General features: G+C 37.8%; 25 protein-coding genes and 1 riboswitch. Of the genes, 16 read left to right on the top strand and 9 right to left on the bottom strand.

Features of this window, described 5'->3' with window-relative positions; genetic code table 11:
- Nucleotides 1–40 precede the first annotated feature (40 nt).
- Nucleotides 41–138: riboswitch (purine riboswitch) on the top strand.
- 85 nt (nt 139–223) lie between these two features.
- The 7 genes from HMPREF0518_RS00435 to HMPREF0518_RS00405 all read left to right on the top strand — a co-directional run bounded on the left by HMPREF0518_RS00435 (nt 224) and on the right by HMPREF0518_RS00405 (nt 6,474).
- Nucleotides 224–1,528 carry an NCS2 family permease gene (locus HMPREF0518_RS00435; RefSeq protein ID WP_023192413.1) on the top strand — a complete coding sequence of 435 codons (1,305 nt, stop codon included), beginning with the start codon at nt 224–226 and terminating at the stop codon, nt 1,526–1,528.
- 100 nt (nt 1,529–1,628) lie between these two features.
- Nucleotides 1,629–1,883, top strand: a complete 255-nt coding sequence (locus HMPREF0518_RS00430) for a hypothetical protein (protein WP_023193014.1) — start codon at nt 1,629–1,631, stop codon at nt 1,881–1,883.
- A gap of 100 nt (nt 1,884–1,983) precedes the next feature.
- On the top strand, nt 1,984–2,424 hold the full coding sequence (locus tag HMPREF0518_RS00425; protein ID WP_003624946.1) for a CopY/TcrY family copper transport repressor: 441 nt from the start codon (nt 1,984–1,986) through the stop codon (nt 2,422–2,424).
- Nucleotides 2,425–2,436: 12 nt separating this feature from the next.
- Complete coding sequence (locus tag HMPREF0518_RS00420; protein ID WP_003624945.1) at nt 2,437–2,814, top strand: cupredoxin domain-containing protein; 378 nt, start codon at nt 2,437–2,439, stop codon at nt 2,812–2,814.
- Nucleotides 2,814–3,101, top strand: a complete 288-nt coding sequence (locus tag HMPREF0518_RS00415) for a cupredoxin domain-containing protein (protein WP_003624940.1) — start codon at nt 2,814–2,816, stop codon at nt 3,099–3,101. The genes HMPREF0518_RS00420 and HMPREF0518_RS00415 overlap by 1 nt, the downstream gene beginning before the upstream one ends.
- Nucleotides 3,101–5,023, top strand: coding sequence for a copper-translocating P-type ATPase (locus HMPREF0518_RS00410; protein WP_003624939.1), 1,923 nt, complete (start codon nt 3,101–3,103; stop codon nt 5,021–5,023). Before HMPREF0518_RS00415 ends, HMPREF0518_RS00410 begins: the two co-directional genes overlap by 1 nt.
- 158 nt (nt 5,024–5,181) lie before the next feature.
- Nucleotides 5,182–6,474 carry an MFS transporter gene (locus HMPREF0518_RS00405; RefSeq protein ID WP_003624935.1) on the top strand — a complete coding sequence of 431 codons (1,293 nt, stop codon included), beginning with the start codon at nt 5,182–5,184 and terminating at the stop codon, nt 6,472–6,474.
- A gap of 44 nt (nt 6,475–6,518) precedes the next feature.
- On the opposite strand, the gene HMPREF0518_RS09955 is transcribed toward HMPREF0518_RS00405, so the two are convergent.
- From HMPREF0518_RS09955 to rpmH, 9 genes are all read right to left on the bottom strand, one after another.
- Nucleotides 6,519–6,671, bottom strand: a complete 153-nt coding sequence (locus HMPREF0518_RS09955; protein ID WP_003624933.1) for an SPJ_0845 family protein — start codon at nt 6,669–6,671, stop codon at nt 6,519–6,521.
- Between the two features lie 64 nt (nt 6,672–6,735).
- Entirely contained in the window at nt 6,736–7,839 is a 1,104-nt protein-coding gene (locus tag HMPREF0518_RS00400; RefSeq protein ID WP_003624931.1) for a hypothetical protein, read from the bottom strand.
- A 93-nt stretch (nt 7,840–7,932) separates the two neighbouring features.
- A complete protein-coding gene (locus HMPREF0518_RS00395) occupies nt 7,933–9,492 on the bottom strand; it encodes a ClC family H(+)/Cl(-) exchange transporter (RefSeq protein WP_003624929.1) in 1,560 nt (519 codons plus the stop codon).
- A gap of 100 nt (nt 9,493–9,592) precedes the next feature.
- Complete coding sequence (gene gndA, locus HMPREF0518_RS00390; protein ID WP_003624927.1) at nt 9,593–10,996, bottom strand: NADP-dependent phosphogluconate dehydrogenase; 1,404 nt, start codon at nt 10,994–10,996, stop codon at nt 9,593–9,595.
- A gap of 139 nt (nt 10,997–11,135) precedes the next feature.
- Nucleotides 11,136–13,121, bottom strand: coding sequence for a tRNA uridine-5-carboxymethylaminomethyl(34) synthesis enzyme MnmG (gene mnmG, locus HMPREF0518_RS00385; protein ID WP_003624926.1), 1,986 nt, complete (start codon nt 13,119–13,121; stop codon nt 11,136–11,138).
- 8 nt (nt 13,122–13,129) lie between these two features.
- A complete protein-coding gene (gene mnmE / locus HMPREF0518_RS00380; RefSeq protein ID WP_003624923.1) occupies nt 13,130–14,515 on the bottom strand; it encodes a tRNA uridine-5-carboxymethylaminomethyl(34) synthesis GTPase MnmE in 1,386 nt (461 codons plus the stop codon).
- Between the two features lie 109 nt (nt 14,516–14,624).
- Nucleotides 14,625–15,500, bottom strand: a complete 876-nt coding sequence (locus HMPREF0518_RS00375) for a YidC/Oxa1 family membrane protein insertase (protein ID WP_020829442.1) — start codon at nt 15,498–15,500, stop codon at nt 14,625–14,627.
- Nucleotide 15,501: 1 nt separating this feature from the next.
- A complete protein-coding gene (gene rnpA, locus HMPREF0518_RS00370) occupies nt 15,502–15,870 on the bottom strand; it encodes a ribonuclease P protein component (RefSeq protein ID WP_003624919.1) in 369 nt (122 codons plus the stop codon).
- Between the two features lie 53 nt (nt 15,871–15,923).
- Nucleotides 15,924–16,064: a 50S ribosomal protein L34 gene (gene rpmH, locus HMPREF0518_RS00365; protein WP_003549412.1), complete on the bottom strand. Its 141-nt coding sequence runs from the start codon at nt 16,062–16,064 to the stop codon at nt 15,924–15,926.
- Between the two features lie 477 nt (nt 16,065–16,541).
- Between rpmH and dnaA the strand changes: the two genes are divergently transcribed.
- From dnaA to rpsR, 9 genes are all read left to right on the top strand, one after another.
- Nucleotides 16,542–17,909: a chromosomal replication initiator protein DnaA gene (gene dnaA / locus HMPREF0518_RS00360; RefSeq protein WP_020828856.1), complete on the top strand. Its 1,368-nt coding sequence runs from the start codon at nt 16,542–16,544 to the stop codon at nt 17,907–17,909.
- A gap of 164 nt (nt 17,910–18,073) precedes the next feature.
- The gene (dnaN, locus tag HMPREF0518_RS00355; RefSeq protein ID WP_003624915.1) at nt 18,074–19,204 is read left to right on the top strand and encodes a DNA polymerase III subunit beta; all 1,131 of its coding nucleotides are present in this window, start codon (nt 18,074–18,076) and stop codon (nt 19,202–19,204) included.
- Between the two features lie 226 nt (nt 19,205–19,430).
- Entirely contained in the window at nt 19,431–19,655 is a 225-nt protein-coding gene (gene yaaA / locus HMPREF0518_RS00350; RefSeq protein ID WP_003624913.1) for a S4 domain-containing protein YaaA, read from the top strand.
- Nucleotides 19,655–20,782, top strand: a complete 1,128-nt coding sequence (gene recF, locus HMPREF0518_RS00345) for a DNA replication/repair protein RecF (RefSeq protein WP_003624911.1) — start codon at nt 19,655–19,657, stop codon at nt 20,780–20,782. The genes yaaA and recF overlap by 1 nt, the downstream gene beginning before the upstream one ends.
- Entirely contained in the window at nt 20,783–22,747 is a 1,965-nt protein-coding gene (gyrB, locus tag HMPREF0518_RS00340; protein ID WP_003624909.1) for a DNA topoisomerase (ATP-hydrolyzing) subunit B, read from the top strand.
- Nucleotides 22,748–22,757: 10 nt separating this feature from the next.
- Nucleotides 22,758–25,241, top strand: coding sequence for a DNA gyrase subunit A (gene gyrA, locus HMPREF0518_RS00335; protein WP_003624907.1), 2,484 nt, complete (start codon nt 22,758–22,760; stop codon nt 25,239–25,241).
- 217 nt (nt 25,242–25,458) lie between these two features.
- Nucleotides 25,459–25,755, top strand: a complete 297-nt coding sequence (gene rpsF / locus HMPREF0518_RS00330) for a 30S ribosomal protein S6 (protein WP_003624905.1) — start codon at nt 25,459–25,461, stop codon at nt 25,753–25,755.
- Nucleotides 25,756–25,799: 44 nt separating this feature from the next.
- Nucleotides 25,800–26,318: a single-stranded DNA-binding protein gene (gene ssb / locus HMPREF0518_RS00325; RefSeq protein WP_003624902.1), complete on the top strand. Its 519-nt coding sequence runs from the start codon at nt 25,800–25,802 to the stop codon at nt 26,316–26,318.
- Between the two features lie 28 nt (nt 26,319–26,346).
- On the top strand, nt 26,347–26,577 hold the full coding sequence (rpsR, locus tag HMPREF0518_RS00320) for a 30S ribosomal protein S18 (RefSeq protein ID WP_003624901.1): 231 nt from the start codon (nt 26,347–26,349) through the stop codon (nt 26,575–26,577).
- The last annotated feature ends 49 nt before the right edge of the window (nt 26,578–26,626 follow it).

The raw sequence follows: 26,626 nt of genomic DNA, 5'->3' as shown, positions 1-26,626 counted from the left end.
TAATTTGTTACCACATTGCATAAAAAATAAAACTCTGCTAGAATACGACTAACGTGATATCTATATATCGTCGAAATAAGGTCGACAGTTTCTACCCTGAACCAGAAATTCAGGACTATAGGCAATTGAGGTCATAATTTGTAAGGCAGCTTTTACCATACTATACTGATGGTAGAAGTTGTTTTTTTGTTGTCTATTGTTTTTTACGGAGGAGTCAACGACATTGTTAAATAAAGTCTTTCATTTACAAGATGCTCATACTACCGTCAAACGTGAGTTAATCGCAGCGTTAACCACTTTTGTCAGCCTCTCCTACATCTTGTTTGTTAACCCTAATATCTTAAATGCAGCAGGTATTCCTAAAGGTGCAGCCTTTACTGTTACTGCAGTTGCAACCGCAGTAGGTTGTTTCTTGATGGGGTTAATTGCCAACTATCCTATTGCCTTAGCACCAACTTTGGGTAGTGGTGCCTTCTTCGCCTACAACGTTTGTGTAGGAATGAAGATTTCTTGGGAAACTGCCTTGGCTGCCGTTCTTGTGGCTTCTGTTTTATTTATTTTGATTACGATTTTTAAATTACGTGAAATCGTAGTTGATGCCATTCCCCAAGACATGAAATACGCAATTTCTGCTGGTATCGGCTTGTTCATCGCCTTTATCGGTTTGAAAAATGGTCAAATTATCGTTAACAGCGATTCAACTTTAGTTGCCTTAGGTAAATTCAGTAACCCTGCTGTTTGGATCACTTTATTCGGATTAATCTTAACTGTAGTTTTGATGGCAATGAATTTTCCTGGTTCAATCTTTATCGGAATGATCGTAACCGCCATTTTTGGTATGATTATTGGTCAAATCTCATTGCCTCACGGCATTATTTCAGGTGCTCCAAGTATGGCACCAACTTTTGGTCAAGCCGTTTTTCACATTAAAGACATCAATACGGCTCAACTTTGGATGGTCGTTTTGACCTTCTTATTGGTAACTTTCTTTGATACTGCTGGTACTTTAATCGGAATGACCGAACAAGCTGGCATGGTTGATAAAAACGGTAAGATTCCCCGCATTGGTCGTGCGTTCTTAGCTGATTCAACTGCCATGGTTGAAGGCGCTGTCTTTGGTACTGCACCACTTGGTACTTCTGTAGAATCAAGTGCCGGTATCGCAATGGGTGGGCGTACTGGTTTGACTGCTATTTTCGTTGGTATCTTCTTCTTGATCAGTATGATTTTCAGTCCACTTCTTCAAGTTATTCCAACTACAGTTACAGCTCCTGCCTTAATTATTGTTGGTGTGTTAATGGCAAGTAATTTAAAGAAGATTGACTGGGATAAATTTGAAATTGCCGTTCCTGCATTTTTGACAGTTGTAGGGATGCCACTTACTTACAGCATTTCAGATGGTTTAGCATTAGGTTTGATTGCTTACCCTATCACTATGATTGCTTCTAAGCGTTACAAGAAAGTTACACCAATGATGTATATCCTATTTGTGGTATTTATCATATTCTTCTTAGTAACTAATTTATAGAAAAAGAAAAGTGCGGTTAACTATTATTGGTTAACCGCCTTTTTTTGGTATGATAGCCTTATTAAGTTTCACATGGAACAGACTTATGGGAGTGACTAACATGAAATTAAGCAAAAATGCACTTTGGATTATCGGTACTTTAATCACCTCGGCAATCGCAGGAATCTTCTTTTATTTGAATATTCATAATAGTTCTGCAACCACCTTCGCAGTAATTCTAGCTGGAGTGGCATTGTATTTTCTTTTTGAAACCGGACAATTGTATAAGAAGATCTGGATTAAGATTTTAGTATATTTAATCGATGCCGTTTGGATCGCGTTTGTATTATTAATAATCAGCTTATTTATTCATTAATTTAGAAAGATTTTGACAATCTTTCTTTTTTTATTGCATTTAAGTTTACAAATGTAAAATTTTAGTTTATATTTACAAATGTAAACTAAAGGAGGAGAAAATGGTTAAGCTTCAAGAAAATAAAAGCACGATTTCCGACAGCGAATGGGAAGTCATGCGAATTATTTGGACACTTGAACCTGTTAGTTCTACCAAAATAATTCAAGAATTGCAGGCAAAAAAGGACTGGTCCGAGTCTACAATAAAAACTCTGCTGCGCCGCCTGGTTAAAAAAGATCTGCTTCATACAACTAAAGAAGGCAGACATTTTATCTATTCAGCTAACGTCAATCAAACTCAAGTAATGACCGAGGCAGCAGAAGAATTGTTAAATCGCATGTGCGATATGCACAAAGGTGAAGTTTTATTGCAGTTGATTGCTAACTCACCTATTTCAAAAAGCGATTTATCTAAAATAAAAGGATTTATTGATACCAAAGAAAAAGACGCACCGGACATGGTGCCATGCAATTGCCTGCCAGGCAATGAAAAGATGGGTTAGGAGGTGTTAAAAATGACTATAGCTCAAATTATCACGCTAATTGTAGCGGTGATTTTAATCGGCTTTATCCTCTGGTGGTTCTTCGGCAAACACCAAGAAGCCGTTGGTACTGCCAGTGTTGATCAAGGCGTTCAAGAAGCAAATATCGTTGTTAAAGGTGGGTATTCTCCTTCTACCGTTGTCTTAAAGCAAGGTGTACCTGCCAAAGTTAACTTCGATATGAGGGACTCAACTGCATGTTTATCTCATGTAGTCTTTGAGCAACTTGGAGTAAATAAGGATTTAACTAAACAAAAAATTACTACTATTGATATTCCGACTGATAAAAAAGGCACTTACAATTTTGCCTGCGGGATGGATATGTTTCATGGAAAGGTTGTTGTTAAATAATGAGTATTTTTTCAAAGAATCAAACTAAAAAAGTTGTTGTTAATGCTAAGAATCATGGTTACAAGCCAGAAGTTGTTACCTTCAAGCAAGGCAAGCCAGCTCAATTAAAATTTATTCCATCAGACAACATGGGCTGTATGAATGAAGTCCTTTCAAAAGACTTAAACTTCGACACTAAACTCGATGGTCAAAAAGAAGTAACCATCGATATTCCAACTGACAAACCAGGTACTTATAACTACGCATGTGGCATGGACATGTTTCATGGAAAAGTGGTAGTCAAATAATGAAACTTTCTAATATTAAGCGCTTCTGGATATCCTTTACCCTCTCCATTCCAATGCTTATTCAAATGTTTGCCATGCCGTTTCATTGGATGATGCCAGGATATAATTGGATTGCTTTCATCACGACTACCATTATTATGGCAATTTCAGCTTCGCCATACTGGTCTAGTGCTTGGGCTGCTTTTAAGCATCATCAGGCAAACATGAACACTCTGGTTGCAGTCGGTACTTCTGTTGCCTATTTCTATAGCATCTTTGCCATGTTTACTGGCCGTGAAGTTTACTTCGAAAGTGCTGCATTTGTAACGGTCTTTGTTTTGCTTGGAGATGCAATGGAAGAAAAGATGCATAACAATGCATCCAACGCTTTAGCTAAATTAATCGATCTACAAGCAAAAGATGCCGAAGTCGAGCGTAACGGTGAGTTCGTTAAGGTTCCACTTGATCAAGTTAAGCCAGGCGACATCATTCGCGTTAAGCCAGGTGAAAAAGTTCCGGTAGACGGTGTTATCGTCGATGGCTCAACTACTATTGACGAATCAATGGTTACTGGTGAAAGCATGCCCGTCACTAAGAAAAAAGGTGACGAAGTTGTTGGCTCAACCATCAACACTAATGGTACTTTCACTTTTAAAGCAACTAAAGTTGGCAGCGACACGATGCTTGCTCAAATTGTGGATTTGGTTAAAAAGGCTCAAACTAGCCATGCACCTATCCAGAATTTAACTGATAAGATTTCAAATATCTTTGTACCAGCTGTTTTAATCATCGCAATTATTACTTTCGTGATCTGGTACGTCTTCCTCGGTGCAACTGTTGCGAATGCCATGCTATTTGCCGTTTCTGTAGTAGTGATTGCTTGTCCATGTGCATTGGGTCTTGCTACTCCAACTGCTTTAATGGTTGGTACCGCACGTAGCGCTAAGATGGGCGTTTTAATCAAGAACGGTGAAGTCCTTGAAGAAGTTAGCGACATTGACACCGTTGTTTTCGATAAGACTGGTACGATCACTGTTGGTAAACCTCAAGTTACCGATATTGTTGGTGATGAAAAACAGGTTTTAACTATTGCAGCTAGTCTTGAAGAAAATTCCGAACACCCACTTGCAACGGCTGTCGTTAACAAAGCCAAAGCAGATAAAATCGCCTTAGCAAGTGTAAAGAACTTTGCGGAAATTGAAGGTAAAGGCATTAAAGCAAATTACGACAATCAAGAGGCCTTTGTTGGTAGTGATAAATTGCTTGAAGATATTGCTATTTCCCAGGAAATGAAAGAAAAAGCTATTCAACTGCAAAAGGAAGCTAAAACCGTAGTTTATGTTGGTTTAGGACAAATCATTATTGGTCTGATTGCCATTCAAGATGTGCCAAAACCAAGTTCAAAGAAAGCGATCACCGAACTGAAGAAGCGTGGCTTGAAGACAGTTATGCTTACAGGTGATAATCAAAATGTTGCCGAAGCAATTGCCCAAGAAGTTGGGATCGATCAAGTAATCGCCGGCGTTTTGCCAACTGAAAAAGCCAATGAAATCAAAAAATTGCAAGATGCAGGCAATAAGGTGGCCTTCGTCGGTGATGGTATTAACGACGCTCCCGCCCTTTCCACTGCCGATGTTGGTATTGCAATGGGCTCAGGTACAGATATTGCCATTGAATCAGGTGGTATTGTCCTCGTACAAAACGATTTAATGGGTGTTGTACGAGCTTTAGAGATTTCTAAGAAGACTTTTAATAGAATTAAATTAAACCTCTTCTGGGCCCTTATTTACAACACTATCGGCATTCCTATTGCTGCTGGCTTATTCATGGGCTTGGGTTTAACTCTTAGTCCAGAATTAGCAGGTCTAGCAATGGCCTTTAGTTCTGTCTCAGTTGTAACTAGTTCATTGTTGCTGAATAAAACAAAAATTGCAGGTGCTTAAGAAGCAGATATTTTAATCTTTTGTTAACATTATATTATTGTATTAATTACGGAGTTGATTGATAAGCAAGCTGTGCTTGCTCTTATGGAAAATAATATACCCAAACTACACGTGAAAAAATTATCAAAACTAAAAAGAATTATAAACGCGCTCCGCTAATGCCGGTTCACCTAAGGGTGATGATCGCCGTTGTGCTAGGTCAAATAGCCTGTGGTTATGCATTAGGTATAAGTGGTACTGCACTTTCAAACGTAGCTAAATATATCAATATCAGCAATTTATGGACCGGGTTAATCGGTGCTGGTTCATTGATTGGGTTAGCCGGTAGTCTTTTAATCGGGCGACTCTCTGATAAAATTGGTCGACGCAAGCTATTAATGAGCAATATGTATATTCTTGCAGGTTTAACCCTGCTTCACTTGTTAACGGCCAATTTGCTCTTAACCTTTATCATTAGAATCGGAATCGGTTTAATGATCGCTGTTGACTATACCGTAGGGAATTCTCTACTAACAGAATGGCTTCCTAAAGACGAAGACAGTAAACGACAAAGTCATTTATTAATCTACTGGACAATTGGTTTTATTTTGTCATACATAGCTGGTACTCTCATTACTGGCTTTAGTGCATATACTTGGCAAGTAATTTTAGCTACTGGTGCTGTTCCAGCAATTATTACTGCATTATTCAGAAGCTTCTTCCCATTACCTGCTTCTCCTACTTGGCTTGCAAGTAAAGGCAAAGTTAAAAAAGCTAATAAAATCATCAGTAAGCACATGGGCCGCAAATGGCGTTTGCCTAAACGCTTCATGAAGAAGAAAAAGAAGACACCTAAAAATATTTCCTGGGCAATACTATTCTCAAAGAAATATTTACGCCGTACTTTAGTAGGTGGTATCTTCTATGCGTGCCAAGCATTCTCATTCTTTGGTATTAGTATTTTCTTACCGATCTTGCTTAGCAGCATGAATATTACTGACAGCAATATTTCAGGAATTATCTATAACGGTGGTATGTTTGTCGACGTTTTATTCGGTATCTTTATTTTTAATAGAATTAGCCGCCGCGCCTTTTTAGTTGGAAACTTCTTAACTTCAGCCGTTTTATTCGGTATCTTTGCCCTAGTTCCTGGTTTAAATTCAATGGTTAAGTTAACTATCTTCACCATTTTTGCAATCATCCTTTCATCAGGACTCGTGCTAGATTACCCATATCCTACTGAGTTATTCGATATTAAAGTCCGAGGCACAGGAGTCGGCACGTGTATCACGATTAGCCGTTTTGGTGCAGCCGCTTGTACTTTCTTATTATCTGTTCTAACTAATGTCGGTGGTGCAAAACTTGCTATGTTGGTTTGTGCAATCGTATTGCTCTTTGCATTTATCGTTTGCCTTATCTGGGCACCAGAAACATTACCTAAGTTCATGAAAAAAGAACAAAAAACTGAATAATTATAAATCAAAAAACGAGATTGCGAATGCAATCTCGTTTTTAGTTATTTCTTATCTTTCTTCTTTTTATCTTTAGAATCTTTGTTAAGTAATTCTTCTGGATCCTTGTGTTTTGGCGTTTTCTTTGGATCTGGAACAGTCGCAAAACGATCAAGCATCTTTTGTAAATTATTAGGGTTGTCAAAAGTTAATCCCATAACTCATCTTCCTTTCGTTTTCCCCATTATATAAAAATTACGGAGTTACTAGCAACTTATTTAACTATTTATGATCGATGAAACGTTGCATTTCTATCATCTCTGAGCCAGCTAAATCAACACTAATTAGATCATCATAATTATGATCACTGATCTCACCTAAATCATATTCAGTCAAAATCTTCAAATCAAATCCCTCATCACCGCGGTCAGCAATTAAGCCCAAGCGGTCTGGGTAATGGTAAATAGAATCACTAATTTTTATCACATGATCATCTGGCCAAGTTTCAATTACTTCAGTAATCGATTTAATTGGACCATTAAGATTGAGTGAACGTTCTAAGTTATCAGGATCAAAACTATGATTTTTTTGTTGCCAGTTAACTAAATAATTAAAGTAATTTAGCCTTTCAGATTCTTCCGTGACATGAGCAACATGTCGACGCGCAATCACAGCAATAGATTCAACTTGGCCTAGCTCGTTTAAACTTTCAAGCAAGATATTATCTTCATCATACTTAAGCACCTTACCAATCACAAAATTGCCAAATTGATCATCAAAAGTATAATCAAAATAAATTTCTACAAGCTTCAGCTCATTAAAATCATAATTTTGTTTTTGCTTTAAGTAGTGCAAAAACAAGTTATTATCGATGCTATTCACATCGACACAAACAATATCTTTAAGAGGAATAACTGTAGCAAAATGCTCTATAGAAGTTCCATTTTTCTCTAAAATACGAACCTCTTTTTTATCAAGTTGAGTAATCAAACCAGTGTAAGTTACGCCCGTATCAACCTCAAAGGTCGCAAAACGCTGCGCATCGGCAACATTGATCAGCAAGTCATAAATATCAGTAAAATCCCAATTCTTTACTGGACTATTTAAGTGTTTCATATCAAAAGGATCTTTAATTTCAGTGGTTGCATAATAATGCAGTACGGGTGTATCGTCTTCTATTTTAGCTATTTGATCTTCTTTTATAAAAACAATTCCGCCCTGATTGCTAGTTTGATCAACTGATTCTAAAACAATCCAGCCGTGTTCACGGGCTACAATTTGACCAATATAGTAAGAATTAGCATCAATAAAAGTAATGCTCTCGTCCCCGCCTAAATTATATTTTTCTTGATCGGCATTCAATGTAACCTGCACTAATTTATTCACATCTATCCCTCTTTTCTGTATAAGTTCAAGTATCCACTAAGAACCATTTTTCTGCAAGAAAAAAGCGGCATCTATTGATGTCACTTAATTTCATTAACCATCAAGCTCAACGCCCTGCAGTTGTTTCATCTTACTATAAACTGCACCACGTTGACTTGAATCAAATTCCAGAATCAACATATCACCACCGCGGATAAAGGTCTGACCATTAGGAATAATTTCATCCCCATCCCGGCGGATAGTACTTACACGCGTATCTTCAGGCCATTTGATTTCCGATACTTTTTTATCAACTAATCTAGAGCTCTCATAGACTGGCAGAACCATTTGATCAGCTTGACCAGTATAGTTAACCTTACGATCGCTGTGCTTGTCCATAGCGGCTGCTAAAAGGCCGTAGATAGGCTTGCCGCCAAGAAGTTCATCAACTAATAAGGCAATAAATGCAACAACAGCAAGAGGCATTAAGTGCAACAATGAGCCAACCATTTCAGTGATCAAAATAATTGCAGTAAATGGTGCGCGGATAATTGCGGCAAAATACCCTGCCATCGAGAAGATTACTAAATTAACTACTAAACGTTGAGGCAATAACCCAAGCTGAACCATGAACAAGCCATAAGTTGCACCAATTAAGGTACCCATAGTCAAAATTGGCAAAAAGATACCACTTGGTAAACCAGAGTCATAAGCTACGATTGAAAAGACAATTCTCATAACGTAGAAAAAGGCTAACATTCCAACTAAGCCCCATCCACTTTTTGTAATTATATGTGGCATTGCCAAAATCAAGCGATTACCTGGACCTGTAATCAATGGCCAAAAGTAAGCTATTGGAATTAAGATTGCTAAAGGTATTAAACCATGCAGCCAGCGTGGTAAAAACGTGATTTTTGCATAAACTTTTTTCAAACTAAATAATCCGACTTTGTATAAATGACCTAGAACACCTAATAAGATCCCTAAAATAATCAAATGCCAATAGAGCACAATTGGGAATGAATAATTATATAAGATTCCAAGTGCTGGCCGAATACCGAATATATTAGACACTACCAAGTTTGATGCGATTGCTCCAGCTAAAGCATTCATCCAAACAAGTGGAGAAAAATTATGGAAAACTTCTTCTAGTACAAATAGGGCTCCACTAAGAGGTGCCCCAAATGCTGCAGACAAACCACTAGCAGCACCGGTTGCTAATAAAATTCGTGAATTAAACTTATTCTGCTTGAAACCTTGTCCAACACCTTGGCCAATAGTTGAACCCAGTTGTAATGAAGGGCCTTCTGGTCCCAAGAACAGACCTGTACCAATTACCAGAATACCCCCTATTAACTTACGCCATAAGATTGGGAACCACTGCAGAGATAACTTCCCTTGAAGCTGCAATTTTACTTCAGGAATACCAGATCCTCCCACATGCGGATACTGTTTTACAAAATAGCCTGCAATTACGGCTACTGCGATAAAGCCTATAATAATCACAATGAACCATAGTGGATTACTATGAGCTAGTTGAAACAAATGCAGCCAAAAGCCTGACGTTTTTTCAATTCCAAACCTAAATAGTCCAACTACTATACCAGTAAAAATACCAACTACTAATGCTTGTAAAAGTAGTTTTATATTGGTTTTATTTCCCTCGTCTTTCATATAATCCTCTCTTTAATTGAACAATTTCGACAAACTCTATTGTACAATAAAAAACCAGCTAAGATTTAGCTGGTTTTTGGTTTCATGTGAAACAGATTAATTATTTTTCTTCATACCATTCAGTGTGGAATGTGCCTTCACGGTCATTTCTTTGGTAAGTATGTGCACCAAAGTAGTCACGTTTACCTTGAATAAGGTTTGCTGGTAAATCTGGGTTAATGATTGATTCCAAGTAGTTAAGAGCTGCGCTCAAAGTTGGAGTTGGAACGCCAGCCTTAGTAGCAAATTCAACTGACTTTCTTAATGCTGGAAGGTTTTCTTCCATAAGCTTTCTGAAGTAGTCATCTTGGAACAAGTTCATCAGCTTGTTGCCCTTTGAATATGCATTTTCGATATCCTTAAGCATTGCGGAACGAATGATGCAGCCTGCTTCCCAGTCTTGGGCGATGGACTTGTAACGCAAATCCCAATTGTAAGCTTCTGCAGCCATAGTTAATTGTTGGAAGCCTTGTGCGTATGCGACAGCTTGAGCCAATTGCAAAGTCTTTTCAAATTCATCAACTAAATTATCAGGAATTTCACCCTTGTATTCAAACTTAGTAGGCTTAATACCACTCTTAACTGCCAAATAAGCTTGCTTACTCATGAAACGAGCCATAACGGCTTCAGCTACAACAGTTGCTGGAGTACCAAGCGCAACACCATCTTCAAGCATCCAGTTACCGGTACCCTTGTATGAAGCAACGTTCAAGATATGATCGATAACGTGATCTGGAGTTAAATCATCTTTTTGAGCTAATACTTTAGAAGTAATTTCACTAAGGTATGCTTCAACCTTACCGTGGTTCCATTTGTCAAAAATTGCGGACATTTCATCGTCACTCTTATGAGCAACGTCACGAAGCAAGTTGTAAACTTCTGAGAATTCTTGCATGATACCATATTCGATACCATTGTGAACCATCTTTACATAGTGACCAGCACCTTCTGGACCCATGTAACTTACACATGGTTTGCCTTCCTTGTTATTAGCTGCAATAGCTTCAAGAATTGGAGCAACCTTTTCATAAGCTGCTTCATCACCACCAGGCATAAGAGCAGGACCATTGAGGGCACCTTCTTCACCACCGGAAACACCCATACCAATAAAGTGAATGCCATGCTTTTCCATTTCGTGGTAACGACGGTTAGTATCGTGGTAATTTGAGTTACCACCATCGATTAAAATATCGCCCTTGTCCAATAATGGAAGCAATTTTTGCAAAGTTTGATCAACTGGATCACCAGCCATAATTTGAATCAAAATCTTGCGTGGCTTTTCAAGTGAATTTACAAATTCTTCCCATGTGTAACATGGCTTCAACTTATCGTCTTCATATTTTGCAAAAGCATCAACTTCTGGTTTATCAATTGAAAAACCAGAAACTGAGAAGCCGTGATTTCTAACGTTTAAAGCGAGGTTTTTACCCATAACGGACAAACCGATAACGCCGAATTGTTGCATATCTTTAAATATCCTCCATTTAATTACAATTTATCAAACTTTATTATACGTTTTAGACGAAGAAAAGCGAAACTAAAAGATTATATTTCCTAGGAAATATCTCGCTTTTTGGTCAATTGAATTAAAACATCTTTCAAAATTAGTATTGTGATGCACCTGTTTCAGCATCAGCTTCCAAGCCATACTTTTCTGCAAAGTAACTAAATGGCTTCAAATCTTCTGCTTCGTATTTTTTAACCTTAGAATAGCGTCCATTTTGAATATATACACTTAAAATTGCCAAGTCAGCTGGGTTTACTCCTGAGATTCTTTCAGCCTGAGCTAATGTTTCAGGACGAATCTTTTCAAACTTCTGTCTTGCTTCAGTTGCTAAGCCTTCGATCATCTCATAATCAATATCTGCAGGAATCTTCTTAGCTTCTTGTCTCTTCAGACGAGCAATTCTGGTTTCTTCTTTCTTGATGTAGCCAGCATACTTAATGCCAATTTCAACTTGTTCCTTGACGTAACGATCACCAGGAATCTTTTCACCAGTGAGACGTTCAATATCTGCAATTTTCACGTTAGGACGACGTAAAAAGACATCTGCCTTAACTCCAGCCTTCATTGGTTCTTGACCAATGCTCTTCAAAAATTCTTGCACATCATCACTTAAATGAACTGTGATTTCATGTAATTTTTCTTTTGCATCCCTAATGGCTTGCTTCTTTTCTTCGAACTTTTCGTAACGTTCATCAGAAATCAAGCCAAGTTCATGGCCATATTCAGTCAAACGCAAATCAGCATTGTCATGACGCAAGATCAAACGGTATTCTGCACGACTAGTAAGCAAACGATATGGCTCATTGGTACCCTTAGTTACTAAGTCGTCGATCAAAACACCGATGTAGGCGTCGTTTCTGCCCAAAGTAAAGCCAGGCTTATCTTGTGCACTGAGAGCTGCGTTAATGCCGGCTATAAGGCCTTGTCCAGCAGCTTCTTCGTAACCTGAGGTACCGTTCATTTGACCTGCAGTAAACAAGTGCTTGATGTTCTTTGTTTCAAGGGTATGTTTCAATTGCCATGGCTCAACTACATCATATTCAATTGCGTAACCTGGGCGCATCATTTCAGCGTGTTCAAGTCCGGCAACTGAGTGAACCATCTTTAATTGGATTTCTTCTGGCATTGAAGTTGAAAAGTCTCCTACATAAACTTCCTTAGTAGTTCTGCCTTCTGGTTCAAGGAAAATTTGGTGACGATCCTTATCAGCGAAACGAACTACCTTATCTTCAATAGAAGGACAATAACGTGGACCAACGCCCTTGATAATTCCACTAAACATAGGTGCACGATTAAGATTTTCTCTAATAATTTCGTGAGTACCGTTGTTGGTGTAAGTCATCCAACAAGAAATTTGATTCTTTAAATAATCAACGTCTTTACTTTCATATGAGAAATGACGTGGTGTCTTATCGCCAGGCTCTTCCTCAGTCTTAGAGTAATCAATCGTATTGCCGTTAACACGTGGAGGCGTACCAGTCTTAAAACGACGAAGCTTAAAACCAAGCTTTTCTAGATTTTCTGACAACTTAATTGAAGGAGTTGTGTTGTTAGGACCTGAAGAATAAGTAAGTTCACCAATAATGATCTTGCCACGTGCTGCGGTACCAGTAGTAAGCACAACGCTTTTAGCGTGATATTTAGCGCCAGTATTGGTAATTACACCTTTGCAGACGCCATCTTCAACTACCAATTGATCTACAATTGCCTGACGCAAGGTTAAATTAGGCGTATTTTCAATTGTATCCTTCATATGTTCATGATATTGCCACTTATCAGCCTGCGCACGAAGTGCACGCACAGCAGGACCTTTACCGGTATTTAACATTCTCATTTGAATGTATGTAGCATCAATATTTTTACCCATTTGTCCGCCTAAAGCATCAATTTCACGGACAACGGTACCCTTAGCAGGGCCTCCAACTGATGGGTTACATGGCATAAATGCAACCATATCCAAACCAATAGTCACAAGCAAGGTCTTTTGCCCCATATGTGCACTTGCCAATGCTGCTTCACAGCCTGCGTGACCTGCTCCAACAACAATTACATCATATTCATTTGAATCATATGTTTTAATCATTCTCTTCCCTACTTTCCTAAACAGAATTGACTAAACAATTGCGTTACCAATTCATCAGGTGCGCTTTCACCAGTAATTTCACCTAAGGTGTCCCAAGCCCCGGTAAAGTCGATTTGAGCAATATCAATTGGGATGCCATCTTCAACTGCCTGTACAACATCTTGCAATTCTTTTTTAGCCTTAGTTAAAAGTGATGTTTGACGCTGGTTAGTAACCATTACTTGATCATTAGAATTTTCAATGCCTGCAAAGAATAATTTGTTGATTAATTCTTCTAATTTATCAAGATTTTTCTCCTTCAAAATCGAAGTTAAAATAACATCACTGCCAGTTTGTTTTTTCATCTCATCGACTGTTATCTTTTGTCCTAAATCAGATTTATTCAAGACAATAATTCTCTTCTTATCCTTAGTCTCTTCAATCAAGGCCTTATCTTCAGCAGTCAATTCTTGACTAGCATCAATCAGTAAAAGTACTAAATCCGCACGATCGAGAGCTTTCTTCGATCTTTCTACTCCAATTTTTTCAACCTTATCATCCGTATGGTGAATTCCAGCAGTATCAATTAATTCTAGAGGTACACCTTTTACAGATACATATTCTTCGAGTGTATCTCGTGTGGTTCCGGCCACATCGGTTACAATCGCCTTATCACTCTGAGTCAGGTAGTTAAGCAGTGATGACTTACCCACATTAGGCCGCCCCACAATTGCAGTTGCAAGACCGTTACGCAAGATTTTACCCTCTTGTGCCGTTTTTAATAGTCGATCGATTTTCTTAATCACTGATTTAGCTGTGTCAGTCATTTGCTTAGCAGTAACGGTATCCGCATCATACTCTGGGTAATCGATATTTACTTCCACATTAGCTAGAGTATCTAAGATTTCTTGGCGCATTGCTTGGATTTTATGTAAAAGACCCCCAGCAAGTTGGCCGACTGCAACTTGACGTGCCTTGTCCGTTTTAGCACGAACAATATCCATCACACTTTCAGCCTGAGTTAAGTCGATTCTGCCATTAACAAAAGCACGTTTTGTAAATTCACCTGGATCGGCCATACGTGCGCCATGACTTAATAAAAGCTGCAAAATATGATTCGTAACTACGATCCCACCGTGACAATTGATTTCCACAATATCCTCACGTGTAAAAGTTTTAGGCGCACGCAATACTGTAACCATTGATTCGTCAATAGTCTTATCAGTATCAGGGTCAACAATATGACCGTAATGAATGGTATGCGTTGGTACTTTAGTTAAATCTGCACCTTTAAAAACTTCATTAGCAATTTTTACTGCATCTTCACCCGACATCCGCACAATGGAAATTCCGCCTTCGCCAATAGGGGTTGAAATTGCAGCAATTGTATCGAACTCTGTTAAAGTTTGAGCCATAATTTCACCTTTTCTCAATAAAAAAAGTGCATTATACCACCACGAATAAACATGATGGATAAAGCACTTTGACTACTTTATCTAAAAATCATTTTAGATTGATACTCTTTTATCTCTTTTTGCGTCCTAAACGCTTGTAAGTTTTTCTTATCTTACGCTTACGCTCACGTTCAGCTTCTGCCTTAGCCTCTTGCTCTTTCTTAAATTTAATAGGATTTTGCAAGATAAAGGTTTGAACTGCCTGGAACAAGTTGGAAATAACCCAGTAAAGAGTAATAGCTGATTGGAAGTTCAATGCCATTACACCTACTATGATCGCCATTCCATAAGTCATTACCTTGGTCATCCCATTTTGAGCTGACTTAGGCGTAGCTAACTGACTAATGTAGGTAGACAAGAAAGTGAAAACCATTGCCAAGATCGGCATTATGTAATAAGGATCCGGTTTACTCAAATCCATCCATAAAAAGCGACCAGTTTGCAACTGTGGTGTACGTAAAATCGCACCATACAAAGCATACATAACAGGCAATTGAATCAAAACAGGCAAACATCCAGTATATGGATTTACTCCTGCTTCTTTATATAGTTTGTTAGTTTCTTGTTGTAATAGTGTCCTTGATTCAGTGTCACGTCCTGGATACTTCTTACGCAACTCATTAATTTGTGGTTGAATCCCTTGCATCTTTGTTGTGCTTCGAATAGAAATAGCATTCAAAGGCAACAAGATCACACGAATAATAATGGTAAAGACAATAATTGCCCATCCATAGCTATTGCCCATTAACTTAGCTAACCACAAAATGAAAGCTGACATGTAATAAACAATCCATCTGTCCCACCAATTTCCACTGTTATGTAAAACTGGTGCAACATGACCGTTTGCACTTTGAGCCGCACATCCTGTCAAAACGACAGCAAGTGTAATCAAAGCTAAAACGGCAAGAAGACGTTTGACATTTCTCTTGGTCAGAATGTCCTTCAATCTAATTTTCCTCAACTTCATCTGGCATTTCTTCAATAATATGAGCCAAAGCTAATGCATGAAGCAAGTTTTTTCGTACTTTGACCATATCAAAATTACGAGCATAAGGCCGTGTAATGATTAAAAAATCAACTTGGGGATCAATCTCCAACTTCTCTTCATCAATTACGGCCCGAATATAACGCTTGAGTCGATTACGCGCAACTGCAGTATGACCAACCTTTTTGCCGACAGAAATACCTACCCGAAAATGTTTATTTTCTGGTTTTTCTACCTTATAAATGACAAAAGCACGATTGGCTACTGAATTACCAGACTCGAAAACTTGCTGGAAATCTTTTTCAGATTTTACTCGATAAGACTTTCTCAAAACGTTTCATTCCACTCTATGTAGACTAAAAAAACCACTGGGATTCAGTGGTTTTAAGCAGATAAGACTTTTCTACCCTTTGCGCGGCGTCTTGCTAAAACCTTACGGCCATTTGATGTGCTCATACGCTTCATGAAACCATGAACACGTGAACGGTGACGCTTCTTAGGTTGGTAAGTTCTCTTAGTTGTCATTGTAAACTGCACCTCCATAAAATCTTTGTGCTAAATACACAATTTCTTATTAAGAATAGCACGAATAGCCGCAAAAACCAAGTATTTATTTAAAAAAGCACATCTGCATGCTTAAAAACAAAATCAAAAATAAGGATTTTTTATGTGGATAAAAAAATTATTATTTTTCACAAAAAAGAAATTCACAGATTAATTCCCAGTTTTTTCCACATCCCACAGGGTGTTTAAAAAATAATTCACACCATGTGGATAACGCATATGGTAATAGCATTTAACTACTGATACAATAACAAAAGTAATCCACAGCACAAATGTGCATAAAGTAACATTTTGCATTTAGCCATGTCAAAATGTGCATATCTATATAAAAATAATCCACAGATTGTTGATCATGTTAATTATTTTTGCTCTTGTGGAAAACTTTTATATAAAATGATACACTTAATGTGCTTTTTACTATTGGGGGGGGAATACACATTGTTCGACATTGAAAAATTTTGGCAACATTTTAACGATGAAATGCGAGCTCGTTTTAATGAAGTTGCTTATAATGCATGGTTTAAAAATACTAAACCTATTTTTTACAATAAAAATACACACGAATTGAAAATTTTAGTTCAAAATCCTGTAGCAAAAGGATATTGGGAAAAAAATCTTTCTTCACAGTTAATTCAATCCGCCTATGGATATGCTGGAATCGAAATCCTACCTGTATTCCAAATAAATGAAAATAACGACAGCCCTGAGCGAATCGTTACTCCAGAACCTAGGTATGCTATTCAATTACGACAAGAAAAAAGAGCACCCAAGCAATTTACTAAAAATTTGAAGTTAAATGAAAAATATACATTTGACAATTTCGTTCAAGGTGAAGGAAATAAATTGGCTGCCGGTGCTGCATTAGCCGTAGCGGACAGCCCTGGTAGTTTTTATAATCCATTATTTATTTTTGGTGGAGTCGGTCTTGGAAAAACTCACTTAATGCAAGCGATTGGTCACCAAATGCTCGCTGAACGACCAAATGCAAAAGTAGTCTATATACAGAGTGAAACTTTCGTTAACGATTTTATTAATTCCATAAAAAATAAAACACAAGACCAATTCCGCGAAAAATACAGGACTTGTGACTTGCTGCTAGTTGATGATATTCAATTTTTTGCCAAAAAAGAGGGTATTCAGGAAGAATTTTTCCATACTTTTGAGACTTTATATAATGATCAAAAGCAAATTGTAATGACGAGTGATCGTCTGCCAACTGAAATTCCTGATCTATCAGAGCGTTTAGTTTCGCGATTTACATGGGGCTTACAGGTTGAAATCACACCTCCAGATCTTGAAACCAGGATTGCAATTTTGCGAAGAAAGGCAGAAGCAGAAGGCCTAGTCATTGATGACAATACTTTGGATTATATTGCTTCTCAAGTAGACACTAACATTAGAGAACTCGAAGGTGCTCTTGTTAAGGTTCAGGCATACGCAACTATTGAAAGGGCAGATATAAACGTCAACCTAGCACGAGAAGCTCTAGTTGATCTCAAATTAGTACAAAAAAATCGGGGCTTGCAAATATCTAAGATCCAAGAAGTCGTCGCAAATTATTTCCAAATTTCAACTGCTGAATTAAAGGGTAAAAAGCGTGTACGGCAGATTGTAGTACCACGGCAAATAGCGATGTATTTATCTCGAGAATTAACTGATGCTAGTTTGCCAAAAATTGGACAAGAATTTGGCGGCAAAGATCATACCACAGTGATGCATGCCTATGATAAAATCGACAAGCAGATAAAAACAGATACAGAAATTAAAAGTGCAGTATTTGATTTAAAACAAATGATTGAACACTAGCTTTAAGTTATTCACTGTGGATAACTTTCAGAGTTTTACACATAGTTTTTAACCGCTCTAATTCCGTTATTTTAAGGCTTCTAATGAGTTTTCAACAAAATTCACAGGCCCTACTACTACTAATTAAATATATAATTAATATAAAGTAACTTAGGAGGATAACAATGAAATTTACAATTAATCGTAATCTGTTTATCGAAAACTTGAATAATGTAATGCGAGCCATTTCCTCAAGAGCAACTATTCCAATTCTTAGTGGTATTAAATTGGATTTAACAGATACTGATTTAACATTAACTGGTAGCGATACAGACATTTCCATTGAAATTAAAATACCTGTAAATGAAGATTTAAATGTAGAATCTACAGGTTCAATTGTTTTACCTGCTAGATTTTTCAGTGAAATCGTTAAAAAATTGCCGGGTAAAGATTTCTCATTTGAAGTAAAAGAAAGTTTCCAAACTCAAATCGTATCTGAAAATAGTGAATTTACAATTAATGGGTTAGATGCGAATAATTATCCACGTTTGCCAGAAATTCCTGACAATGCTGCATTTACTATTTCTGGTAAAACTTTCCGTGAAATTATCAATGAAACTCAATTTGCTACCTCAAATGATCAAACTAGAGCTATTTTGACTGGTGTTCGGTTCTTCTTTAATCCAACTAACATTAAAGCAGTAGCAACTGACTCGCACCGGTTGTCACAAAGAACCATTGCTTTAGAAAACGGACCTCAAGCAGAAACTGATTTGATTATTCCAGGTAAGAGTTTGCAAGAATTAGCCAGAATTATTGGTGAAACAGATCCAGAAGTAAAGATTTGTCCTGGAGACAATCAAGCATTATTTGTAATTGGCAATCTTTCATTCTATTCACGCTTACTTGACGGCAATTACCCAGATACGGATCGCTTAATTCCAACTGAAAAGACTACTAGTGTTGAATTTGATATTTCAGAATTGTCCAGTGCGCTTGAACGTGCAAGTTTGTTAACTCACGCAGGCCGCAATAACGTAGTAACCTTAACTTTGGATACTGCAAATCAAACTGCAAAATTATCTGGTAAGTCTGCAGAAATTGGGAATGTGGAAGAAGACGTAAGCTTTAGAAATTTGGAAGGAAACGATTTACAAATTTCATTTAACCCTGATTACATGCGTGATGCCCTTAGAGCATCTGTTACTGATTCAGTGGTAATGAGCTTTACTAAACCACTTCGTCCATTCATCATCAATCCAGGTAAAGATAATATTGAATTTGTTCAATTAATCACTCCAGTTAGAACATACTAATTGAGTACACAATATTTAGGTGATAAAAAACTGCCCTAAAAATGGGCAGTTTTTTTATTTGCTTTTCTGTTAAAAGCTAAAAATCGACGTTCTCGTATTTTTTATTCTGAATAAGTGTGATCAGTTTATTTACTTAAAAACCGCAGAAAACGCCTTAAATAGCGTTTTAAGTTTGTTATTTGGCCTGAAAACTAATATAATTATATAGGTAAAAAGAGTATTGAAGGTGAGCATCATCAAATATTTTACAATTGTTGGCGACTGTATAACTTTAGGGCAATTCCTTAAAGAAGAAAGCATTATTTCATCAGGTGGACAAGCTAAATTTTATCTCCAGGATAATCCAGTAACTTTAAATGGAGCACTTGAGAATCGTAGAGGTAAAAAAATTCGCGTTGGAGATCATCTGCTAGTTGATGGACAGGAATATGAATTTCGGCGGGAAGATTAATGTATCTTGATCATTTCGTAGTTCAAAATTTTCGCAATTTGAAGAAGCTTGATATCGATTTTGATCCTAACGTCAATATTTTTATTGGCAAAAATGCACAGGGGAAAACCAATCTCTTGGAAGCAATTTATTTTTTAGCCTTGACTAGATCTCATCGAACCAATTCGGATAAGGAGCTGATTGGTTTTGGTGGAGAATACACAAATTTGCTAGGTCATGTGCGAAAAAGTCAGGTTGATTTAACCTTGCGCGTTCTGATTACCCAAAAGGGTAAAAAAGTGTGGATAAACCGTGTTGAGCAAGCTAAGTTATCGAAATATGTTGGTCAGCTTAATGCTATTTTATTTTCTCCAGAAGATTTGGAGTTGATAAAGGGTGCTCCGGCTTTGCGGAGAAGGTTTATGGACCAAGAATTCGGACAGATAAATGCGGAATATTTATACTTTGCTAGTAAGTATCGCCAAGTTTTGCTTCAGAAAAATAATTATCTAAAGCAACTTGCTAAAGGAAAAACAAAAGATCAAGTCTTTTTAGATGTATTATCGGATCAACTTGCAGGCATTGCAGCGGAAGTGATTTTTCGGCGCTTTAAATTTTTGCGCTATTTAAGTCACTATGCCAGCAATGCATATGCACATATCAGTTTGGGTGGTGAAAAGCTAGCAATAGCTTACCACCCATCTGTTTCTACTATTGAGGCTGATGATACTGTTGAAGAGATTTATCAAAAAATACTAGCAAACTTTGAACGTAATAAAGCTGTTGAAATGCGGAAGGGTACTACAACGTCAGGACCGCATCGAGATGATATTGAGTTTAAACTCGATGGCAAAAACGCACATTTATATGCTTCGCAAGGACAGCAACGTTCTATTGCGTTAAGTGTGAAGCTTGCGGAAATTCAACTGGTTCATCAATTAACTGATGAATATCCGTTGTTGTTATTAGATGATGTGATGAGTGAACTAGATCACACTCGTCAAAGTGCACTGCTTAATTATATTCATGGGAAAACTCAAACCTTTATTACTACGACAGATTTAGAGGGAATTTCCTTGGAAATAATTAAGAAGCCGCGTGTGTACCACATGCAATCAGGCAAAATTAGTTTTGAGAAGGAGAATTAAATGGCTGATAATTCAAAGAAAAATCTTGATAAGGTCAAAAAATATGAAAAGGAGGCCGACAAGTATAATGCTAGTCAAATTCAAGTCTTAGGCGGCCTGGAGGCTGTTCGTAAGCGACCAGGTATGTATATCGGTTCAACTAGTTCTCAGGGATTGCACCACTTAGTGTGGGAAATTATTGATAACAGTATTGATGAACGCCTTGCTGGTTTTGCTACCAAGATTGAAATTACTGTTAATGAGGATGGTAGTGTTACTGTTCAAGATGATGGTCGTGGTATCCCAGTAGATATTCAAAAAAAGACAGGTCGTCCAGCTTTAGAGACTGTATTTACTGTACTTCACGCCGGTGGTAAATTCGGCGGTGGCGGATATAAGGTATCAGGTGGTCTTCACGGTGTTGGTGCATCTGTTGTAAATGCTTTGTCCACGAAGCTTGATGTAACTGTCATGCGTGACGGTAAAAAGTATTTCATCGATTTTGATCACGGCCGCGTTAAGGATGAAATGAAGCAGATTGGTACTGTGCCACTTGAGCAACATGGGACTATTGTTCATTTCTATCCAGATCCTGACATTTTTACTGAAACTACTACTTTCGATGACAAGATCTTAAAGAATAGAATTCGTGAACTTGCATTTTTAAACAAGGGATTGAAACTTACTTTTACAGATAAGCGTAAAGATAGTGCCGAAACCGATGTATACAAGTACGAAGGTGGTATTAAAGAATACGTTGCCTTTTTGAACAAGGGGCAGGAAGTATTATTTGATGAACCTATCTATGTCGAAAGCACATATAACGGCATTGACGTGGAAGTTGCTTTGCAATATACAAATGGCTACAAAACTACTTTAATGACCTTTGCCAACAATATCCATACCTATGAAGGCGGGATGCACGAAGCCGGCTTCAAGACTGCTTTGACTCGTGTTGTAAATGATTATGCTCATAAGGCAAAAATCTTAAAAGACAAGGATGATAACCTTTCTGGTGAAGACATCCGTGAAGGGATGACGGCTGTTGTTTCAGTTAAGCACCCCAGCCCTCAATTTGAAGGGCAGACTAAGACAAAATTGGGTAACTCAGATGCTAGAACAGCAGTAGATAAGTCATTCTCTGAAACCTTTAGTCGCTTCTTGATGGAAAACCCATCAGTTGGACGCAAAATTGTGGAAAAGGGTCAACTTGCCGAACGTGCTAGAACCGCTGCTAAGCATGCACGTGAAGTTACTCGTAAAAAGTCTGGTTTGGAAATTGCAAACTTGCCAGGTAAATTAGCCGATAATACAAGCAATGATCCAAGTATTTCTGAATTATTCATCGTTGAGGGTAACTCAGCCGGTGGTTCAGCTAAGCAAGGTAGATCTCGTTTAACCCAAGCCATTTTGCCAATCAGAGGTAAGATTTTAAACGTTGAAAAAGCTTCAATGGATCGAATTTTGGCCAACCAAGAAATCAGATCTTTGTTTACAGCTTTAGGTACAGGATTTGGTGCGGACTTTGATGTGTCTAAAGCACGTTATCATAAGTTGATTATTATGACTGATGCCGATGTCGATGGTGCTCACATTAGAACTTTGCTTTTGACGCTGTTTTACAATTACATGCGTCCAATGATTGAAAAAGGATATGTATACATCGCTCGTCCACCTCTGTACCAAGTCCGTCAGGGCAAGGTAATTAAGTATCTTGATACTGATGAGGAATTGCATGATTACTTAGGTAGTTTGCAGCCAAGTCCTAAGCCTGTTGTACAGCGTTACAAGGGGTTAGGTGAAATGGACCCAGAGCAGTTATGGGAAACTACTATGAATCCAGAAAATAGACGTTTGGATCGAGTAAGTCCTGAATATGCCAAGGATGCAGATGCAGTCTTTGAACTCTTAATGGGTAATGAAGTTGCTCCAAGACGTGACTTTATTCAAAAGAATGCTAAATATGTTGAAAATTTGGATGCATAGGAGAGGTTAGATGGACGATAATCAAACTCAAGATCGTAGAATTAGAAACGTCGATTTAACTAGCATGATGCGTAGTTCTTTCTTGGACTATGCAATGTCAGTTATTGTAGCTCGTGCTTTGCCTGATGTTCGTGATGGTTTGAAGCCTGTACAGCGCCGTATTCTTTACGGAATGAGCGAATTAGGTGTTACACCTGATAAGCCATATAAGAAGAGTGCCAGAATTGTTGGGGAAGTTATGGGTAAGTTTCACCCACACGGTGACTCATCAATTTATTTAGCTATGGCTCACATGGCACAAGACTTTTCATATCGTTACATGCTAGTTGACGGTCACGGTAACTTTGGTTCCGTCGACGGGGATGAACCAGCCGCAATGCGTTATACCGAAGCAAGAATGAGTAAAATCGCTGTGGAAATGCTTCGTGATATCAACAAAAATACAATCGACTGGCAAAGAAACTATGATGATACTGAAAATGAACCAGTAGTTTTGCCAGCTAGAATTCCTAACTTGTTGATTAACGGTGCTAATGGTATCGCTGTTGGTATGACAACCAACATTCCACCTCATAACTTAAGTGAAGTAATTAGCGGTTTGCATATGTTGATGAAAAATCCTGATGCGACTACTAAGGATTTGATGAAAGTTATTCCAGGTCCTGATTTTCCAACTGGTGGTATTATCATGGGTCGCGGTGGAATTTACCGTGCTTATGAAAGTGGCAAGGGCAATATCGTTGTTCGTGCTGAAACCAACATTGAAACTGAAAAGAGTGGCCGTGAAAGAATTATCGTTAGCGAAATTCCTTACATGGTCAACAAGGCTGAATTAGTTAAAAAGATTGCAGATTTAGCTCGTGAAAAGATCATTGATGGTATTACCGGTGTTCGCGATGAATCTGACCAGACTGGTATGAGAATTACCATAGATATTCGTCGGTATGCTAGTGCGAGTGTTGTTTTGAATAATTTATTCAAGCAAACTCAAATGCAGGCCAACTTCGGCATGAACATGGTTGCCATTGTTGACGGTGCACCTCACTACTTAACTTTGAAGCAAATGTTGCAATACTATTTGGATCACCAAAAAGATGTTGTAACGCGTAGAACTAAGTTCGAATTAGCCAAGGCTGAAGCTAGAGCTCATATTCTTGAAGGTTTAAGAATCGCTCTAGATAATATCGATGAAATTGTTCATATTATCCGTAGCAGTCATTCAAGTGATATTGCTAAAGCAACTTTAATTAGTCGTTTTGGTCTTGATGATAAGCAATCTCAAGCAATTTTGGATATGCGTCTTGTACGTTTAACCGGTTTGGAACGAGACAAGGTTGAAGCCGAATATAAAGAATTGCAAGCTAAGATTGCTGACTACAAGGATATTTTGGCTAAGCCTGAACGAATCGATAAGATCATTTACGATGAATTATTAGATATTCAAAAACGTTTTGGTGATAAGCGTAGAACTGAAATCGGTGCTAGTGAAGTTGTTTCAATTGAAGACGAAGATTTAATTGAAAAGCAAAATATTCTTTTGACTGTAACTCATAATGGCTATATCAAGAGAATGCCAATTCAAGAATTTAAGACCCAAAACCGTGGTGGTAAAGGTATCAAGGGTATGGGCGTTCAAGATGGAGACTTCATTGAACACCTAATTTACTCAAGTACTCACGACATGCTTTTGTTCTTTACTAATGCTGGTAAAGTTTACTCAAAGAAAGCATATGAGATTCCAGAATATGGTCGTATGGCCAAAGGCTTGCCTGTAGTTAACTTGCTTCAACTTGAAAAGGGCGAAAAGGTACAAACTGTAATCAACGTTCCAGAAGGAGCAGATGATAATTACTTATTCTTCATCACTAAGATGGGTACCGTAAAACGCACTCATGTCAGTGAATTTTCAAACATTAGAAATAGTGGTTTGATTGCTCTTACTTTGCGTGATGGGGATGAATTAAGCAATGTCCTTACTACTGACGGTAAGCAAAACATTTTAATTGGTACTCATTTAGGCTATGCAGTAACCTTTAATGAAAAAGATGTTCGTGCTATGGGTAGAACTGCTGCAGGTGTTCGCGGAATTAACTTGCGTGATCATGACTATGTAGTTGGTTCAGGCGTATTAGATGCAGACGACCAGGTATTAGTCATTTCTGAAAATGGTTATGGTAAGCGTACTCCGGCTGCAGAATATCCAGTTAAGGGCCGTGGTGGTAAAGGTATCAAGACTGCTAATATCACTGAAAAGAATGGTCCACTTGCTGGCGTAATTGTCATTAGCAAGGGCAAGGACATCATGGTTATCACTACCGATGGTATTATGATTCGCTTTAAGACTAAGGATGTTTCTCAAACTGGACGTAGCACCATGGGTGTTCGCTTAATCAAGGTTAGCGATGATAGTCAAGTTGCAAGTTTAACCATTGTTCCATCTGAAGCTGATCAAGATCAAGTTGATGATGAAGATGACAATGATGATAATGAGTAATTGATTAAAAAATAAAAAATTTGAAGTTTTAAAAAAATTATCAAACTTTTTTGCGTAATAAATAGTGAACAGTAAAAAAATATTTAGGATCACGTGAAAAACTGTTTGGTAATTTTTTATTTATATGCTAGAATTAGAAATTGAGAGTAATATTTCAATTACTCCTTGTTCTTGATTTTAGCAAGAACCATATAGTCCAAAAGGAGGTGCATTAGTCATGGCAACTACAAAGTACGAAGTAACTTACATTATCAAGCCTGATGTTGATGAAGAATCAAAGAAGGCCCTCGTAGAAAACTACGACAAGGTTATCGCTGATAACGGTGGTACTATGGTAGAATCCAAAGACTGGGGCAAGCGTCGTTTCGCATATAAAATTGATAAGTATCGTGAAGGTACTTACCACATTATGACTTTCACTGCTGACAACGCTGACGCAGTTAATGAATTTGGTCGTTTGTCAAAGATTGACAACATGATCTTACGTTCAATGACCGTTAAGTTAGACAAGTAATTTTAATTTATTGTTTTCGTGATTTAGGAAGGAAGGGCATAAGTATGATTAATAGAGTTGTACTTGTTGGCCGTTTAACACGTGATCCTGAATTGCGTACTACTGGGAGTGGAATCTCGGTTGCTACGTTTACTCTTGCTGTTGACCGTCAATTTACAAATAGCCAAGGTGAGAGGGACGCAGACTTTATCAGCTGTGTAATTTGGAGGAAATCTGCAGAAAACTTCTGCAATTTTACTTCAAAGGGTTCATTGGTTGGTATTGATGGCCGTATTCAAACCAGAAGTTATGACAATAAAGATGGGCAAAGAGTATATGTAACTGAAGTTGTCGTTGATAACTTCGCATTGCTCGAATCACGCAAGGATCGTGAAGCCCGCGGTCAAAATGGTGGTTATACACCAAACACTGGAAATGCTGGTGCACCAAGCACTAACAACTTCCAAAATAATGGTGGATCACAAAATAATGCTCAGAATAATAATCAATCAAACAACGCTCAAGATCCATTTGCAGGCTCTGGCGATCCAATTGATATTTCTGATGATGATCTTCCATTCTAAAAAATATTTAGAGAAAGGATTCTAGAACATGGCTCAACAAAGAAGAGGCGGTCGTCGTAAGGTTGACTACATTGCAGCTAACCACATCGATTACGTTGACTACAAGGATGTCGATCTGTTGAAACGTTTTATCTCAGAAAGAGGTAAGATTTTACCACGTCGTGTTACTGGCACTAGTGCTAAGAACCAACGTAAAGTTGCAAATGCTATTAAGAGAGCTCGTATCATGGGCTTATTACCATTTGTTGCTGAAGACTAATTTAAATTAGATCGAATACAAACTAAAAGGACAGGATTATTTCCTGCCC

The sequence above is a fragment of the Lactobacillus helveticus DSM 20075 = CGMCC 1.1877 genome (assembly GCF_000160855.1).
Classification (GTDB): domain Bacteria; phylum Bacillota; class Bacilli; order Lactobacillales; family Lactobacillaceae; genus Lactobacillus; species Lactobacillus helveticus.
The sequence above is the reverse complement of the archived record's forward strand: the minus strand, read 5'-3'. Positions and strand labels throughout refer to the sequence as shown.